Source organism: Pantoea sp. AN62, assembly GCF_050432985.1.
GTDB lineage: Bacteria > Pseudomonadota > Gammaproteobacteria > Enterobacterales > Enterobacteriaceae > Pantoea > Pantoea brenneri.
Genome location: NZ_JBNPYB010000001.1, coordinates 38,514 through 52,985 on the forward strand (window position 1 = coordinate 38,514; position 14,472 = coordinate 52,985).

Sequence of the window (14,472 nt, forward strand, 5' to 3'; positions counted from 1 at the left end):
GCGACACGCCGTCCAATGCGCGATCACTAAAAAGCGAAAACGATCACAAATTAACCTGCGTTGTGATTTTGGCGATCCTGGTTAACAATACCGGGCAGAATCAGAGAGGGAAAAACCGATGGCAAAACAGGATGAACAGCGACTGATGGTGAAGATTGCCACCCTTTACTACGTTGAAGGGCTCAAGCAGTCAGAGATTGCGCAGTCACTGAAGTTATCGCAGTCGTTTGTCTCACGCATTCTTAATCGCAGCGTCAAAGAGGGCGTGGTTAAGATCAGCGTGGTTCCGCCAGCCAATGTTTTTCCTGAACTGGAGAAAGCGATTGAGCAGACCTACGGCCTGCCGCAGGCGATCGTGGTGGATGTGCCGGATCAGGCCTCGACCTTACAGATTAAGCAGGCGATTGGATCGGCGGCGGCGCATTATCTTGAGACTCGCCTGCGGGATGATGAACTGATTGGCATTTCATCGTGGAGCGGCACCATTCGGGCGATGGTCGATGCGCTGCATCCGCTGAACAGCTCCTGCAAAGGGGTGATCCAGCTGCTGGGTGGGGTCGGCGCGAACGGCAATGTGCAGGCGACTATTCTGACGCAAAACCTGGCGGCGTTGCTCAACTGCCCGGCCTGGCTGCTGCCCTCGCAGTCGATTGAACGATCGGTCAGCGATCGCCAGCGGCTGTCGGCCAATGCTGAAGTGGCGGAGGTGTTGGGTAAATTTGATCAGGTCGATCTGGCCATCGTCGGGATTGGCGATCTCGAGCCGTCGGCGCTGCTGCGCAATTCCGGCAACTATTACGATGGCGAGATGCTCCGGACCCTGGCAGCGCGCGGCGCGGTCGGCGATATCTGTCTGCACTATTTCGACGCCAGTGGGCAGCCGGTATTGCAGGCTGAAGAAGATCCGGTCATCGGTATGGAACTGGCGCAGGTGAAGCGGTGTCCGCAGGTGGTGGCGCTGGCGGGTGGAACAGAGAAAGCCCAGGCGATCCGGGGCGCGCTGCGCGGCGGTTATATCAATGTGCTGATTGTCGATTATCCGACGGCGCGGCAGCTGCTGGCCTGCTGACGCGGCTAAGCAGCGTGTCGCCCGGCGGGTCCATCAGTGAACTCCGCCGGACGGATCATCAGATGGTGCGATAAGCGGTGGTCACTTTCCACAGATAGCGCGGTGCCTGAGCCGCCGGATGTTTATTCTGCACATGCTGATAAAACTCGTCCGGCGACATCGCATTGATCATCGCAATCGCCCGATCGCGGTCGCGCGAGAAGGTGCGCAGCAGTGCGCCAGCGCCGTTGGCATAAGAGACGATGGTGGCATAACGCAGCGTCAGCGGATCGCGGATGCCCGACAGGGCGGAGTCCTGCAGGATGCGGATATAGGCGGTGCCGATATCGATATTCTTCGCCGGATCGCGCAGCTCAGCGTTGGAAGGCTGTCCGCGCCGTCCGAGCGTTCGGTAGACTTCGCGACCCGCAGTAGAGGCTTTGATTTGCATCAGCCCGACGGCATTAGAGCGGCTGACCACACCCGGATTCCCACCCGACTCGACACTAATAATGGCGCTGATCAGCTTCTCATCAACACCATAATGACTGGCGGCATCTTCGGTAAACATCGACCAGGCATCATTGACGCTGGAGGGCGGTGCCTGGGTTAACGGCGTATTCCGCTGTTTAACAGCATGATGCGACGGCTCGCTGGCACAGCCGGTCAGGAATAACGCTGACAGGATAAGGTGTCGGAATTTCAGCAATTTTTCATCTCGTTGCAGAAGTGGCGAATGCTATCATACCCAGACAGACTCAGAGCAAAATTACCGTTTATCCTAAATGCAGTAATTCGCTTTCCGTACCGTGACTTCAGCGGCGCTTTTCGTCATCATCGGCCTGAGTCAGGTGCGCTAACAGCAGGAAAGTATGATGATTTCACGTTCAATCCGTCTTATCTCCCCGTCCGGTTACTGTCACAATCAGCCTGCAGCCCTGCTTGGCGTTGAACGGCTGCGCGCGGCGGGCCATCAGGTTGATAACCAGCAGGTGATTACCCGCCGTTTCCAGCGCTTTGCCGGCACTGACGCCGAGCGGCTGGCGGATATCAACCAGCTGGCTACGCTCAGCACCCTGCCCGATGTGGTGCTGGCGGTGCGCGGCGGCTACGGTGCCAGCCGGTTACTGGACGCGATCGATTACGTGGGACTGCAGCGTCGCCTGCTGAATCAGCCACTGGCGCTGTGCGGCCACAGCGATTTCACGGCGATCCAGCTCGCCCTGCTGGCGCAGGTAGGCTTGATCAGTTTCAGCGCGCCGATGCTGGCCGGCAATTTTGGCGCGACGACTTTATCTGAATTTACCCTGCAGCACTTCTGGCAGGCGCTGACATCACCTACAGTCAACGTAGACTGGCAGAGCGAATCGCCGGATCAGGGCGAATGGCAGGGTACGCTGTGGGGCGGTAACCTGGCGATGATCTGTTCGCTGATCGGTACGCCGTGGATGCCACAGATCGAAAACGGCATTCTGGTGATCGAGGATGTGAATGAGCACCCGTTCCGCATTGAACGGATGCTGATTCAGCTGCAGCAGAGCGGTATTCTGGCCCGCCAGCGCGCCATCGTCACCGGCAGTTTTACCAGTACCGCCCTGTCAGAATATGACAACGGATTTGATTTCAGCACCGTCTGGCAACGGCTGCGCGACACCTGCGGCTTGCCGGTGATCAGCGAGTTAGCGTTTGGCCATGCGGCTGACACCGTAACCCTGCCTTTAGGGGCCAGTGCCAGCTTACAGGTCAGTCAGGGGCACGCCCATTTGCAAGCGACCGGGCATCCCGTCCTGCGCGGATAAAAAACGTTTCAGGAGATCGACATTGAAGCCGTTGTATGACGATTTGTGGATCTCAACCCCGGAATTTCCGGTGGAAGATACCGTTAATGACCTGATGATGCATGGGTTTATGCTGCGTCACCCGCGCGGTAATCTGCTGATTGGCCGGGTGGAAAATCCGCTCGATCATGAAGTGATCGCCGATACCGGCGGAGTAATCCGCCACTATCTGACGCACTGGCATGAGTCTGCACCGGGTGCCGCGCTGATTCAGCAACGTTTCAGCAGTGCGCTTTACTGCCACAGCCGCTCGCTGGGCCCGATCAGCCGTTTCGTGGAGCCTGATGATACGTTTTCGCAGCAGGAGACCCATTTCGGCAATTTCCAGCTGCTGCCCACGCCGGGCCATACGCCGGGCAGCAGCAGCTTCCTTTATCATTCGCCACTCGGCCTGACCTATCTGTTTGTCGGCGATACGGTGACGCGGGCGCATGACCGGTGGGTTACCGTGCTGGTGCCGGACAGCAATCCGGCGGAGCTGAGCCAGACGCTGGAGTTTTACCGCACGCTGCGACCCGATGTGGTGCTGATGAGCACCACCCGTGGTCATCTGTCGTGGAAAAAAGTGACGCTGCAAAGCTGGCTGGCTGCGATTGATGAAGCAGAACAGCAGCCGCTGGATTTGCGCCAGCAGCCGCTGTTCTGATCACAAAGCTTTGGTCAGATAATGCCGCTGATGCTGGCGGGGATAGTGGTCAAGGCTGAAACGCAGGGTGAAGCCGAGCTTTTCATAGAAAGGACGTGCCTGAAAACTGGCGGTATCGACCTGAGCGAAACGGCAACCGCGCTGGCGCGCTTCCTGCTCTGCCGCCCTGATTAACCGGCTACCGACGCCCTGCCCGCGCAACGTATCACTCACCCACAGCATGTCGATTCGCAGCCAGTTGCCGGCGGTTGAGCCGGTCAGCCCCGCCTGCTTCCTGCCCTGCTCATCGCAGATAAACACCCCAATCGATTTGATCTCATCAACATTAATAAATTTGCTGTTGAACGCATTCAGCCCCAGACGGACTTCATCCAGATCCTGCGGTGTTACCTTATCGGTGATACTGAGTTGCATAGCGGCTCCTGTGACGAGGGATTAAGAGTTGGGCTGCTGACGATCATCGTAGCGCTCCAGGGTCAACGCATCGACATCACGTTTTTCGCTGCGGCTACAGGGCACCAGCTTATCGCTGTCGCGGTAAACAAAGAAGGTCGCCTGAGTGCGCTGGTTAACGATTAACTGGTCGCCGTTACGAAAGCGGGTAATCGCCACCTTATCGCCAGCCTGTAACTGGGTGCGCTGCTGGCCGGCAGCAATCTGGAAGTGTCGCTGCGGCCACATTAAGGTGGTTAAGCCGTACTCAGCGCGTGAGATGGTCATGGTCGGACGGCCAGGACAGGTAATCTGAAACTCGCTCTCGCTCCAGGCGGGGGCGATATAACAGGCCAGCAGGCCGAGGGTCATCAGTGCTGTCTTCATCTGATCTCTCCGCTGAATGGATGATTTTATTAGCAATTTTTTAGCTTAACACATCACAGGTGAGAGAAAATGTCATGCGGCGGGTAAAATAAGACCAGTGAAAGGTAGAATCGGGCGGAGGAAAATCTGAAAAGTTGAGCGTTTTTAAAGTAATCAGGCCAGCGTCCGGATCGGTTACGCTGGCCTGTCTGCCGTTATGCTGACGAGACCTCTGCAGCCACTAACATCAGGGCCAGTCCCGCATTTTCGCCGTCATATGCCTGCATGGCGGCGCGAATATCCGCTGCACAACTGACCACCTGATGCTTTTTATCGCTCTCAAGTTGCTCAATCGCGTGACGAATAATCATTAGATGTGCTTCTTCTTCGTTCATCATTTATCCCTGGTTTTGCCTAAGTGGTGCGCAAAGAAGCCAAGAATAACGTTAATTAATTAGCAAAGTCACCCTTTTACATTCCTGTTGCTTACCGATTAAACAAATTGCAAATGGGAAGCGGTGTTGAAACTGCTATGATCAAGCTATTAGTGACGCAACAAGATAGAATCAGCGCCACGAGATTCCCAGGGACTGAAGCAGGTAGAGGATCATGTTGCGACTCAGCATTTTCATATTCATCATACTGATGACTGGATGTTCATCTGGCCCGAAAGGCGTTGAATGTCCCGGCGAAGTATCGACGATTTATGGCCAATCAATGGGACAAACGCAGGGTGTCATCTTTGACCTGGTGAGTTCGTTCAGCGTCAGCCGCGATGATGTCAGGGTAGACAGCGGGCCGCTGCAGTCGCTTGATCGTTTCAGGTATGTCCCTTCCGCCGTCACGCGCGAAGGTTACTATGCCCAGCGCCTGTCCGATAAACAGTTCCGCCTGATCAATCCGTATCAGAACACCCAGATTACCTGGACATGTCCATAAGGGGTGAAACCTGCTGCCAGATGGTTTATTGTCACGAAACGTCAAGCAGCAGGTCTCTTTCCCATGGAAAAGCGTCTGGATAACAACGGTTACATCGATTTCCCCTTCCCCGCCACCCGCAATGCCGATGGCTCGGTTAATCCGTGTGGTTTCGATCTTACGCTGGAAACCGGCCGGCTGGAGGAGATCGCGGTGCTGGCTCATTCGGTCAATCTGCGTCGGCTGGTGGAAGAGATTAATCTGCAGGATGGACTGTTTATGACGCTGGCCTGCGACTGGCAGCAGCAGACCAATGCGGTATGTGGCTTTGTTGACGTGGCGTTTCGCCCCGATCTGCCGCATCACGGCCATGATGAGGCGCTGGAACTTGAAGCCCGCTTTAATCTCTATCTGGCCGAGCAGGAGAAGCAACATCAGATGCCGCCCGGCACGCTGGTGAATTATGCCCGCTCGGTGCTCGACTGGAGCTGGTCACCGCTGCGTCAGCGGCAGCGTGAATATGAAAAAATCACCATTCAGTTCTATTGCCCGCAGGCTGATGACGCCGAATGGTGTTTCGACCATCTGCGCCATTTCCTGGTGAGCTGGTATCCGGCTTGCGTGGCGTCCCGTTAATCCCGCTTTCCCCTGCTACCGGAGCCGCTATGCGCCCTTTTGCGCTGCCTGTTGTAACGCTGATCTGTTCACTGTTGTTCACTGGCGCGGCCGCGGCCGAGGCGTGTCAGCAAATCCGGGCCGGCCTTGATATCGGCTCCGGCAGCACCAAAATCGCCGTCGCCCGGGTGGATGTCTGTCAGCATCGCATCGAGAAAATGCTGTATCAGGATCAGCGCGCCGTGCCGTACAACGACGCGCTGTCGGCGGCCAGCGATAACCGGCTGAGTCCGGCGATTATCCATCAGGGTGAAGTGGCGCTGCGGCAGCTAGTGAACAATGCGCAACGTTATCACCCGCAGCGCATCAGCGGCGTGGCAACGGCGGTATTTCGTCGCGCCAGCAATGGTCCGGCGGTGGTGGCCGCGCTGGCCAGCCAGACCCGCACCCAACTGACTGTCATCTCACAGCAGCAGGAAGCAAAGCTCGGTTTTCTCTCGGCGAAAGCGGCGCTTAACGATCCGACACTCCGCGATGATCAACTGCTGGTGTGGGATATTGGCGGTGGTTCGATGCAGATGACCGCCTGGCGACAGCAGCAGGGCCAGCCGGTCGCCGATATTTATCAGGGTAAGCTCGCCTCGGTGACGCTGAAGAATTTCATCCTGACGGTGCTGAAAAACACCCCGGACGCCGCGTCGCCAAACCCGATTGGTTCGTGGCGGCAATCGGTGCTGCGCTTTGTCGGGTTGTTTGCCCGTAACGATGTCAGCCCCGAAATCATGCAGGATGTGGCCAGCCGCCGGGTGATTGGCATTGGTGGCGTGCACGGTTTTTCTATCCGTAATCAGTTAGCAGGCAAACCTCAGCATTACAGTCTGGCCACCTTAAGCGCGCTGGCGAAACAGCAGGTCTGGAAAGGCGACAGCGAACTGACCGGCGATTATCGGGCAACCGACGTCAGTAATCTGTTGCTGGTTGAAGGCTACATGCGGGCGCTGAAGATAGACGAGGTAACCATAGTCAATGCCAGTCTGATTCAGGGTGTGCTGTTGCAGTAGCGGAGTGGCAAGGTAAACCGGCCTCAGTGCCGGTTTTACGCTTCCGGTCTGGCGCAGAAAGCTCAGGGTTTGATCAAACGGATAGCGTGTTCCAGCATCTTTTGCTCGTCCCGTTCGCTGTGGGCGCGGTGCTGGCGGGTGCGTTTCAGCACGTCATAGATATCATCGCGTTTGGTTTCATGGCCACACTCCACCAGCATAATGACCGCGTCGCCTATCACCCGGCACACTTCGTCATAGTCGTCTTCTTTGAGTACATCACGTTTCATCGCCTCTCCTCCCATTACGCTTAACATCGACCCGGTTTTACAAAGGCTAGACAGGAAACGCTTTGCCTGCAAACAGAACGCCATTCACAGCCAGAAACGATTTTTACCGCTTCATTTACCGCTTAACGGCGCAGAGTTCGCCATCTTTGCTACGCTTGGAGAGTCTCACTAAAACCAAGGAGCACTAAATGTCAGGAAAAATCGAAGATAAAGTTAAAGAAGCCGCTGGCGCAGTTCAGGAACAATTTGGCGCAGCAACCGGTTCATCTGAGCATCAGGCGAAAGGCGCGGCCCGTCGTTATACCAACCAGGCCAGTTATGCCGCGCGTGATGCAGCGGATTGCATCAAGGATCAGGTTCAGTCTAATCCTTTTGCCGGTCTGGCTGTTGCCGCAGGCGTGGGCGTATTCATCGGCTTCCTGCTGGGCCGCAAGTAATTCGGCAGAATACGTGACAGAACGGAAGCCGCTGGCTTCCGTTTTTTTTTGGCTGTCGCGTCCCGCCCGGTGCTGAGAAATCTCTGAAAAATCAGATCCCTTCAGGCTGAATGTTATTTTTCAACCAGGCTTAGTCAGGTACGTGCTTACAGATTCTTTTTACTTTTCTGAATAAATAAAAGGTGGTCACATGAAAGCATTCCCTGCCCTGTTGCTGGTTGCAGCAACCCTGACGTCACTGGCAGGCTGTTCACACCAGAGCAGCGCGATTAAAGAAGATGGCCGTCCTCATGCGCCAAGCGGTCAGTCTTCACCAGGCGGTACGCTGGGTTCAGGCCCGGTCGGTCAGCCTCAGTCATAACACGCTCCCCCGGCACCGTTGCCGGGGGCTGTTTCATCTGTCCGGCAGATAGTTAAGCGGGCAGTCATATAAATAGCATGCAGACTAATAATTACCCGACTATTAATCACTGATAAAATAAAAAAACATCCTCTCACTTATATTAATTTGCAGAATCATCCTAATCCATTCCTGAATATTTCCCTTACGCCAACGCCCTATTGTAAAGATTATACTCATATACAGTAAAAAGACTGTTTATAAGTTCAACGCTTGCTCTACGGCCACCTGAAATAAGCCATGAGAATGAACTTTCCCCGTTACCTTATTATCTAATTCTTCATACTGCTTTCTGTTCAATAAAATTAATACGTTTAAGAGAATCCAGACGTGAAGAAAAAAAAGATTTATCTGATAGATCGGTTGTTAACGCTTTATTCCCGATTCTCCAGCCGGAAAAAACCCCACAGCCTGCAGGGTCTGACACCAGAGACGGTGGTTATCTACTCCACCACCGCGCTGGGAGACTTCCTGATGAATACGCCGGCAATCTGGAGCCTGAAAAACCGTTTTCCCACCAGTAAATTTATTCTGGTCTCCAGTAAGAAAAATAAAGATTTAGTCACCCGCTATCACTGGTTTGACGATATCTATATCTGGGATAATAAACTGCTGAATTTTTTACCCTTGCTATTCAAGCTGCGACGTAAAAAACCCGACCTGTCCGTGATATTACACGCCCATTTTCCGTACGATATTTTGAGTTCGGTTATCACCGGCAGCCAGACAATAATTCGCGATCACTATGGCAGCGAATCCACGCTATTAAATAAACACCTTGACCATTACTCGGGTTATTTCGACGATCACACCATTAAGCGCAAATTAAAATTAGTAGAATCGCTGGGTGCCGAAACCCACCAGACGGAGATGCATTTGCCGGGGCTGGACAGCCCGGCCGCTGCACCCTGTGCCCATCGGCGGATTGGGTTTCAGCTGGGCGCGTCGAAAGATATCCGGCGCTGGCCGCTGGCGCATTTTAGCCAGCTGGCCACGGACTTGCTGGAGAGCTGGCCTGACTGTGAAATCATTGTCACCGGCACCGCAGCAGAGCAGCCGCTTGAGCAGCAATTTATCGACAGCCTGCCGCTGCAATACCGTAAAAACGTCACGCCAATGGCGGGTAAAACCAATCTCAGCGGACTGATTACGCTGATCCGCAGCCTGGATTTGCTGGTCACCGGTGATACCGGCCCGCTGCACATCGCTGTCGCGGCACAGGTTCCCACCGTCAGCCTGTTCTCCACCGCCAACCCGCGTTATACCGGTCCGTGTCAGGACAGCGATCGCCATATCGTTATCCATCGTCCGGAACGCCACGCCTCACAACATCCGATGGCCTCAATCAAGGCTGAGGAAGTCCATCAGGCCGTGACCCAGCTGGTGGGATAATGGAGACGTCCCGCAAGCCCTGTTCGCCACAAGCAGTGATCGATTTGATTGAGTACCATAATCAGCCAACGGTGTTTGGCCGGTTCAGGAAAATTGATCGTCACGACTTCTACCTGCAGCAGTTGCCGCTGAGTGAGGTGGAATTCGCGATACTGATGAGTGATTTTTTTATTACCTTTGACGTCTGTTCAAAACGCTACGATGAGACCCGCTATTTTCCGGCGTCACCTTCCGCGCTGTTGGTGCTGGCCGGGCGGTTGGGGTTCAGTGCAGGCTTACCCTACCGTCCACTGACGGTAGCATTACTGTGTGAGGCGGCCAGCCTGGGCCGCTGGCCTGAGGGGAATGACTGAATAACGGTGTTCGCAAACGCGTCGTATACCTCGCGGCTGCTGAGCGAGGTCACGTCACGCGATGCCGGTTGCAGTACCTGATGCTTCACCTGCCACGGATGCCAGCAGGCCGGATCGCTGTCGCCAAACATCGCCACAACCGGCAGACCAAGCGCCGCCCCGATATGCATCGCCCCGCCATCACTGGTGACCAGTCCCTGACACAACGACATCGCCGCAATCAATTGCGGCAGGCTGGTGGTCGCCACCGCTTTCAGCGTCAGCTGCGGGCACAGCGCCATAATCTCGTGGGCCTTCTCGTCATCGCCAGGATGGCGCGGATTATCGCGACGACCAGGCGACCACAACAGCATGATCTGGCATGAATGCCGGGCGGCGAGGGTTTCGGCCAGTTCAGCAAAGCGCTCAGCTGGCCACTGCTGGCTCGGCTTACGGGCGCTGATTTGTAATGCATAGACCGGCTGAGAGGAGTCGATGGCGTAGCTTTTTCGCAGGTCGGCGGCAATCTCTGCATCCGGCATCAGCGTCAGCTTGCCCGGCGCAGCGGCGGCAAGGTTGAAAGGACGGGCCAGACTGTACAGGATCTCAGCGATATGAGCCTGCGCGGATGCCTGCGGCGCTAACAAGTGGGTGATCAGCGGATGTGGCTCTTCTCCCAGCGCAATCACCTGCCCCGGACGCACCATTTTCACCCACTTCAGGCCATGCTGATCCCAGCGGCTTTTCGCCAGAATCACCGTATCGTATCGGTTCTTTTTCAGCGTCAGCATCAGTTGCAGACGCTGCAGCAGGCAGGCGATTCTGCCCTGTCCCGCCTCGCGATGATGCGACTTGGTATAGTAAAACAGTTGCCGGATATCAGGATTGTGCTGCAGTACCGGTGCCGCATAATTGTTGGTTAACACATCAACCTGATGCTCACATGACTGATGCAGCGCGCTGATCAGCGGCGTAGTCAGTAAGGTATCGCCAATATTATCCCGACAAATAATCAAAACCCGCATCTCTGACATCCTTTGCGCAGCGGCTATGCCGTCTGGCTGGCTAAAAATAAGGCTCGCCACTGGCGTCCGCAAAGGGATAACCGTGACGGCATAAGTCAGCAATTAGTCAGCGCAGATCGGGGTTGGTTCAATAGCGGGAATAGCGGAAAGGGTAAAGCAGGCAACAAATAAAACAGGCCGCCCTGCTGGCAGCCTGAGAACATGCCCCACCCGGCGCTTATCTCCGGCACTCGCAATGGCTTAGCTCTTGAAGGGGCGTAAGAATCATCTCATTGTGCGGAGTTACCGGCTTAACAATAATTGCGGTTGTTACTATTAATCTGCGAAGTAAAAATGCCCCCCCCACAACACACTCCGTTTCTGGCGGCGGGTTACTTTTCAACGTCACGAGCGGGCAGAACAGCGAACGTCGGGGTGACCGCAACGACGATATCGTTCTGGTCTGCCGATAATTCGATTGTTCTGCCTGGGTGATCGGCGCTTTACTGGCTCTGATTGATGGCCGATTGGGTCAGGGCTGGTCACAATCGACGCTACGCAACCCCAGCGCCAGACAGAAGGAAATCCTGTGCCCTACCAGCGCTTTATGTATCTCACCACCATACTGGCGGTGGTATTGAGTTATCTGACCCTGCCCGCGGTGATTAAGGGAATAAAGGTCAATCCGCAGATTGCCTGGCTGATCGCGCATCCCGACATCACTTTTGATCGGTTCAGCGAGTGTAAGCAGCACGTTTCTGATGCCAATGGGTGTTACAACGCTTACAGCGCCGCGGTTCAGCTTGCTGAGGCGCATGACTGTTCAGAAGATGGTCTTAAACGCAGGCTCAGATTCAAACGGCTGACCGAACATGCTGCGGATAGCGTGCTTGAAAATGAATTAAACAAGGCTTGCCCGGGACGGGTTGAAGCCAGCCGAATTGCCACTGATCAGCTCACAGTAACGCCGTCAGCGGCCAGGTGAGACGGTTAGCGCGGCTGTTGCCAGGTTTTAGTATGACCTTAGTTTTTCCAGCCTGACGCCGGATGCGCTCTGGCTGGCGAGCCAGTTTTTCCATAAAAAAACGGGAACGTTTCCGCTCCCGTTTTTAATCCACGTCATCCCGTCAGGGATTACATATTTTCGATGATCGCGTCACCAAACTCTGAACATTTCAGCAGTTTAGCGCCATCCATCAGGCGTTCGAAATCGTAAGTCACGGTCTTGTTAGCGATAGCGCCTTCAACACCTTTAACAATCAGGTCTGCCGCTTCGAACCATTCCATGTGACGCAGCATCATTTCTGCTGACAGGATCACTGAACCTGGGTTCACTTTATCCTGACCGGCATACTTAGGTGCAGTACCGTGCGTGGCTTCGAACAGCGCGCACTCATCACCAATGTTAGCGCCTGGTGCAATACCGATACCGCCAACCTGCGCCGCCAGGGCGTCGGAGATGTAGTCACCGTTCAGGTTCATACAGGCGATAACGTCATATTCAGCCGGACGCAGCAGGATTTGCTGCAGGAACGCATCGGCAATCACATCTTTAACGATGATCTCTTTACCGGTGTTCGGGTTTTTGAACTTCATCCACGGGCCGCCGTCGATCAGTTCGCCGCCGAACTCTTCTTTCACTAACTGGTAACCCCAGTCTTTGAACGAGCCTTCGGTGAACTTCATGATGTTGCCTTTGTGGACCAGAGTCAGGGAATCACGATCGTTGGTGATGGTGTATTCAACTGCCGCGCGTACCAGACGCTTGGTACCCTCTTCCGAGCACGGCTTAACGCCGATACCACACTGCTCAGGGAAGCGAATTTTCTTCACGCCCATCTCTTCGCGCAGGAACTTGATCACTTTGTCCGCTTCGGCAGAACCCGCTTTCCACTCGATACCAGCATAGATATCTTCGGAGTTTTCACGGAAGATCACCATGTCGGTCTCTTCAGGACGTTTAACCGGGCTTGGCGTGCCTTTGTAGTAACGTACCGGACGCAGGCAGACGTAGAGGTCCAGCTCCTGACGCAGGGCAACGTTCAGTGAACGAATACCGCCGCCGACCGGGGTGGTCAGTGGGCCTTTGATGGCAACACGATATTCTTTAATTAAGTCGAGGGTTTCCTGTGGCAGCCAGACGTCCTGGCCGTAAAGTTCCACGGATTTCTCACCGGTGTAAATCTCCATCCAGGAGATTTTGCGCTCGCCGTTGTAGGCTTTCTTCACCGCAGCGTCGACCACTTTCAGCATCACTGGTGAAACATCAACGCCGATACCGTCACCCTCAATGTAAGGAATGACCGGATTATTCGGGACAACCAGTTTGCCCTGGTTCAGGGTGATTTTTTGACCTTCCGCCGGAACAACTACTTTGCTTTCCATTAACCTCTCCTAGGCGATTTTGTTAATGATTTGTAAGATGCGGGTCAATACTACTTGAATATTTCCGTCACGCCAATCACCGCAATTTCGCGTTATAATGCGCCCATTGTTTCTGACTGCAAAGCCCATGCGAAAAACATCTCAACGAATTCACCAGGATAAACGATTCAGCCGCCCGACGCGTGATGCGCGACGGGCCCCTGAGCGTAGTGCCGCGCCGCGCCGCGTGGTGCTGTTTAACAAACCCTTCGATGTTTTGCCACAGTTCACCGATGAAGCGGGCCGTCGTACCCTGAAAGATTTCATCAGCGTGGCCGGGGTCTATGCCGCGGGCCGTCTCGATCGCGACAGCGAAGGGTTGATGGTACTGACCAACGAGGGTGCCTTACAGGCCGCGCTAACCCAGCCCGGCAAACGCACCGGCAAGATCTACTATGTTCAGGTCGAAGGCGAGCCGCAGGAGAGCGACCTGCAACCGTTGCGGGATGGGGTTAGTCTGAAAGATGGCCCAACCCTGCCGGCGCAGGTCGAGAAAGTCGCCGAACCGGCGTGGCTCTGGCCGCGCCAGCCGCCGATTCGCGAGCGTAAAAATATCCCGACCCAGTGGCTTAAAGTGACGCTGTATGAGGGCCGCAACCGCCAGCTGCGCCGGATGACGGCCCATATTGGTTTTCCAACTCTGCGGCTGATCCGTTATGCGATGGGCGGCTATACGCTCGATAATCTGGCGCCCGGCGCATGGCGCGATGCTGACGACAGTCCAGCCTGACAGAGCGATTTTTTATAACGTCAGGTTAACAATTCCGGAGGAACGATGTTTAAACCTCATGTCACGGTCGCCTGTTTAGTGCAGGCGGAAGGTGAACTGCTGGTAGTAGAAGAGACCATTAAGGGACAGCCTACCTGGAATCAGCCAGCCGGACACCTTGAAGCGGACGAAACGCTGCAGCAAGCCGCGCAACGTGAATTATATGAAGAGACCGGTATCGCGGCAGAAATGGCCTATTTCATCACCGTTCATCAGTGGATAGCGCCTGATAATACGCCTTTTGTGCGTTTTCTGTTTGGCCTCGATCTGGCCAAAAAGCAGCCAACCCAGCCGCAGGATAGCGATATCGATTGCTGCTGGTGGTTGCCGCCAGCGCAGATTCTCACCGCGTCTAACCTGCGTTCACCGTTGGTGGCGGAAAGCGTACGGCTGTGGCAACAGGGCGCGCGCTATCCGTTACATCTGGTCAGCGCGTTCCGCTGGCCGTTTCATGAGGGTGCGCGCCCGTCTTCTGCATGGTAGAATGCGCCGCCTGTTTTTTTATCGTTATGCGAGCGTGT

The 14,472-nt window shown here is 55.1% G+C and carries 20 protein-coding genes; 13 read left to right on the forward strand and 7 right to left on the reverse strand.

What is annotated here, in order from left to right; translation table 11 throughout:
- Positions 1 to 118 precede the first annotated feature (118 nt).
- On the forward strand, positions 119 to 1,069 hold the full coding sequence (locus FHW04_RS00185; RefSeq protein ID WP_031374500.1) for a sugar-binding transcriptional regulator: 951 nt from the start codon (positions 119 to 121) through the stop codon (positions 1,067 to 1,069).
- A 58-nt stretch (positions 1,070 to 1,127) separates the two neighbouring features.
- Here FHW04_RS00185 and emtA read toward each other — a convergent pair whose 3' ends face one another.
- Complete coding sequence (gene emtA / locus FHW04_RS00190) at positions 1,128 to 1,757, reverse strand: membrane-bound lytic murein transglycosylase EmtA (protein ID WP_084227875.1); 630 nt, start codon at positions 1,755 to 1,757, stop codon at positions 1,128 to 1,130.
- A 166-nt stretch (positions 1,758 to 1,923) separates the two neighbouring features.
- Between emtA and ldcA the strand changes: the two genes are divergently transcribed.
- Together ldcA and FHW04_RS00200 are read left to right on the forward strand one after the other, a co-directional pair.
- Complete coding sequence (ldcA, locus tag FHW04_RS00195; RefSeq protein WP_176035874.1) at positions 1,924 to 2,847, forward strand: muramoyltetrapeptide carboxypeptidase; 924 nt, start codon at positions 1,924 to 1,926, stop codon at positions 2,845 to 2,847.
- Between the two features lie 22 nt (positions 2,848 to 2,869).
- Positions 2,870 to 3,532 carry an MBL fold metallo-hydrolase gene (locus tag FHW04_RS00200; RefSeq protein WP_031374497.1) on the forward strand — a complete coding sequence of 221 codons (663 nt, stop codon included), beginning with the start codon at positions 2,870 to 2,872 and terminating at the stop codon, positions 3,530 to 3,532.
- Here the strand turns inward: FHW04_RS00200 and FHW04_RS00205 are convergent, their stop codons facing one another.
- The 3 genes from FHW04_RS00205 to FHW04_RS00215 all read right to left on the reverse strand — a co-directional run bounded on the left by FHW04_RS00205 (position 3,533) and on the right by FHW04_RS00215 (position 4,725).
- Complete coding sequence (locus FHW04_RS00205) at positions 3,533 to 3,946, reverse strand: GNAT family N-acetyltransferase (protein WP_031374496.1); 414 nt, start codon at positions 3,944 to 3,946, stop codon at positions 3,533 to 3,535.
- A gap of 21 nt (positions 3,947 to 3,967) precedes the next feature.
- Entirely contained in the window at positions 3,968 to 4,351 is a 384-nt protein-coding gene (locus tag FHW04_RS00210; RefSeq protein WP_031374495.1) for a hypothetical protein, read from the reverse strand.
- A gap of 194 nt (positions 4,352 to 4,545) precedes the next feature.
- The gene (locus tag FHW04_RS00215; RefSeq protein ID WP_031374494.1) at positions 4,546 to 4,725 is read right to left on the reverse strand and encodes a hypothetical protein; all 180 of its coding nucleotides are present in this window, start codon (positions 4,723 to 4,725) and stop codon (positions 4,546 to 4,548) included.
- A 214-nt stretch (positions 4,726 to 4,939) separates the two neighbouring features.
- Between FHW04_RS00215 and FHW04_RS00220 the strand changes: the two genes are divergently transcribed.
- From FHW04_RS00220 to FHW04_RS00230, 3 genes are all read left to right on the forward strand, one after another.
- A complete protein-coding gene (locus FHW04_RS00220) occupies positions 4,940 to 5,269 on the forward strand; it encodes a hypothetical protein (protein WP_089561031.1) in 330 nt (109 codons plus the stop codon).
- 63 nt (positions 5,270 to 5,332) lie between these two features.
- On the forward strand, positions 5,333 to 5,884 hold the full coding sequence (locus FHW04_RS00225) for a hypothetical protein (protein WP_031374492.1): 552 nt from the start codon (positions 5,333 to 5,335) through the stop codon (positions 5,882 to 5,884).
- A 29-nt stretch (positions 5,885 to 5,913) separates the two neighbouring features.
- On the forward strand, positions 5,914 to 6,924 hold the full coding sequence (locus FHW04_RS00230) for a Ppx/GppA phosphatase family protein (RefSeq protein WP_089561032.1): 1,011 nt from the start codon (positions 5,914 to 5,916) through the stop codon (positions 6,922 to 6,924).
- A gap of 62 nt (positions 6,925 to 6,986) precedes the next feature.
- On the opposite strand, the gene FHW04_RS00235 is transcribed toward FHW04_RS00230, so the two are convergent.
- On the reverse strand, positions 6,987 to 7,193 hold the full coding sequence (locus FHW04_RS00235) for a DUF2767 family protein (RefSeq protein ID WP_031374490.1): 207 nt from the start codon (positions 7,191 to 7,193) through the stop codon (positions 6,987 to 6,989).
- A gap of 188 nt (positions 7,194 to 7,381) precedes the next feature.
- Between FHW04_RS00235 and FHW04_RS00240 the strand changes: the two genes are divergently transcribed.
- The 4 genes from FHW04_RS00240 to FHW04_RS00255 all read left to right on the forward strand — a co-directional run bounded on the left by FHW04_RS00240 (position 7,382) and on the right by FHW04_RS00255 (position 9,775).
- Positions 7,382 to 7,630 carry a DUF883 family protein gene (locus tag FHW04_RS00240; RefSeq protein ID WP_031374489.1) on the forward strand — a complete coding sequence of 83 codons (249 nt, stop codon included), beginning with the start codon at positions 7,382 to 7,384 and terminating at the stop codon, positions 7,628 to 7,630.
- A gap of 190 nt (positions 7,631 to 7,820) precedes the next feature.
- Positions 7,821 to 7,991: a hypothetical protein gene (locus FHW04_RS00245; protein ID WP_031374488.1), complete on the forward strand. Its 171-nt coding sequence runs from the start codon at positions 7,821 to 7,823 to the stop codon at positions 7,989 to 7,991.
- 369 nt (positions 7,992 to 8,360) lie between these two features.
- Positions 8,361 to 9,422 (forward strand): glycosyltransferase family 9 protein, encoded by a 1,062-nt coding sequence (locus tag FHW04_RS00250; RefSeq protein WP_046288380.1) that lies wholly within the window; start codon positions 8,361 to 8,363, stop codon positions 9,420 to 9,422.
- Positions 9,422 to 9,775, forward strand: a complete 354-nt coding sequence (locus FHW04_RS00255) for a DUF1493 family protein (protein WP_089561033.1) — start codon at positions 9,422 to 9,424, stop codon at positions 9,773 to 9,775. The genes FHW04_RS00250 and FHW04_RS00255 overlap by 1 nt, the downstream gene beginning before the upstream one ends.
- Here FHW04_RS00255 and FHW04_RS00260 read toward each other — a convergent pair.
- Entirely contained in the window at positions 9,703 to 10,779 is a 1,077-nt protein-coding gene (locus FHW04_RS00260) for a glycosyltransferase family 9 protein (protein ID WP_089561034.1), read from the reverse strand. The two genes, FHW04_RS00255 and FHW04_RS00260, sit on opposite strands and share 73 nt — an antisense overlap.
- 568 nt (positions 10,780 to 11,347) lie before the next feature.
- Between FHW04_RS00260 and FHW04_RS00265 the strand changes: the two genes are divergently transcribed.
- Complete coding sequence (locus FHW04_RS00265) at positions 11,348 to 11,743, forward strand: hypothetical protein (RefSeq protein WP_089561035.1); 396 nt, start codon at positions 11,348 to 11,350, stop codon at positions 11,741 to 11,743.
- A gap of 149 nt (positions 11,744 to 11,892) precedes the next feature.
- Here FHW04_RS00265 and icd read toward each other — a convergent pair whose 3' ends face one another.
- Positions 11,893 to 13,143, reverse strand: a complete 1,251-nt coding sequence (gene icd, locus FHW04_RS00270) for an NADP-dependent isocitrate dehydrogenase (protein WP_046288384.1) — start codon at positions 13,141 to 13,143, stop codon at positions 11,893 to 11,895.
- A gap of 97 nt (positions 13,144 to 13,240) precedes the next feature.
- Between icd and rluE the strand changes: the two genes are divergently transcribed.
- The gene (rluE, locus tag FHW04_RS00275) at positions 13,241 to 13,912 is read left to right on the forward strand and encodes a 23S rRNA pseudouridine(2457) synthase RluE (RefSeq protein ID WP_082097586.1); all 672 of its coding nucleotides are present in this window, start codon (positions 13,241 to 13,243) and stop codon (positions 13,910 to 13,912) included.
- Between the two features lie 45 nt (positions 13,913 to 13,957).
- The gene (locus FHW04_RS00280) at positions 13,958 to 14,434 is read left to right on the forward strand and encodes an NUDIX domain-containing protein (RefSeq protein ID WP_031374486.1); all 477 of its coding nucleotides are present in this window, start codon (positions 13,958 to 13,960) and stop codon (positions 14,432 to 14,434) included.
- The last annotated feature ends 38 nt before the right edge of the window (positions 14,435 to 14,472 follow it).

Bases quoted from the DNA above. Each gene is read 5' to 3' on its own strand.
- FHW04_RS00185 (WP_031374500.1), top strand. From the start codon at position 119: ATGGCAAAACAGGATGAACAGCGACTGATGGTGAAGATTGCCACCCTT.
- ldcA (WP_176035874.1), top strand. From the start codon at position 1,924: ATGATTTCACGTTCAATCCGTCTTATCTCCCCGTCCGGTTACTGTCAC.
- FHW04_RS00205 (WP_031374496.1), bottom strand. From the start codon at position 3,946: ATGCAACTCAGTATCACCGATAAGGTAACACCGCAGGATCTGGATGAA.
- FHW04_RS00210 (WP_031374495.1), bottom strand. From the start codon at position 4,351: ATGAAGACAGCACTGATGACCCTCGGCCTGCTGGCCTGTTATATCGCC.
- FHW04_RS00215 (WP_031374494.1), bottom strand. From the start codon at position 4,725: ATGAACGAAGAAGAAGCACATCTAATGATTATTCGTCACGCGATTGAG.
- FHW04_RS00220 (WP_089561031.1), top strand. From the start codon at position 4,940: ATGTTGCGACTCAGCATTTTCATATTCATCATACTGATGACTGGATGT.
- FHW04_RS00225 (WP_031374492.1), top strand. From the start codon at position 5,333: ATGGAAAAGCGTCTGGATAACAACGGTTACATCGATTTCCCCTTCCCC.
- FHW04_RS00230 (WP_089561032.1), top strand. From the start codon at position 5,914: ATGCGCCCTTTTGCGCTGCCTGTTGTAACGCTGATCTGTTCACTGTTG.
- FHW04_RS00235 (WP_031374490.1), bottom strand. From the start codon at position 7,193: ATGAAACGTGATGTACTCAAAGAAGACGACTATGACGAAGTGTGCCGG.
- FHW04_RS00240 (WP_031374489.1), top strand. From the start codon at position 7,382: ATGTCAGGAAAAATCGAAGATAAAGTTAAAGAAGCCGCTGGCGCAGTT.
- FHW04_RS00245 (WP_031374488.1), top strand. From the start codon at position 7,821: ATGAAAGCATTCCCTGCCCTGTTGCTGGTTGCAGCAACCCTGACGTCA.
- FHW04_RS00255 (WP_089561033.1), top strand. From the start codon at position 9,422: ATGGAGACGTCCCGCAAGCCCTGTTCGCCACAAGCAGTGATCGATTTG.
- FHW04_RS00260 (WP_089561034.1), bottom strand. From the start codon at position 10,779: ATGCGGGTTTTGATTATTTGTCGGGATAATATTGGCGATACCTTACTG.
- icd (WP_046288384.1), bottom strand. From the start codon at position 13,143: ATGGAAAGCAAAGTAGTTGTTCCGGCGGAAGGTCAAAAAATCACCCTG.
- rluE (WP_082097586.1), top strand. From the start codon at position 13,241: ATGCGCCCATTGTTTCTGACTGCAAAGCCCATGCGAAAAACATCTCAA.
- FHW04_RS00280 (WP_031374486.1), top strand. From the start codon at position 13,958: ATGTTTAAACCTCATGTCACGGTCGCCTGTTTAGTGCAGGCGGAAGGT.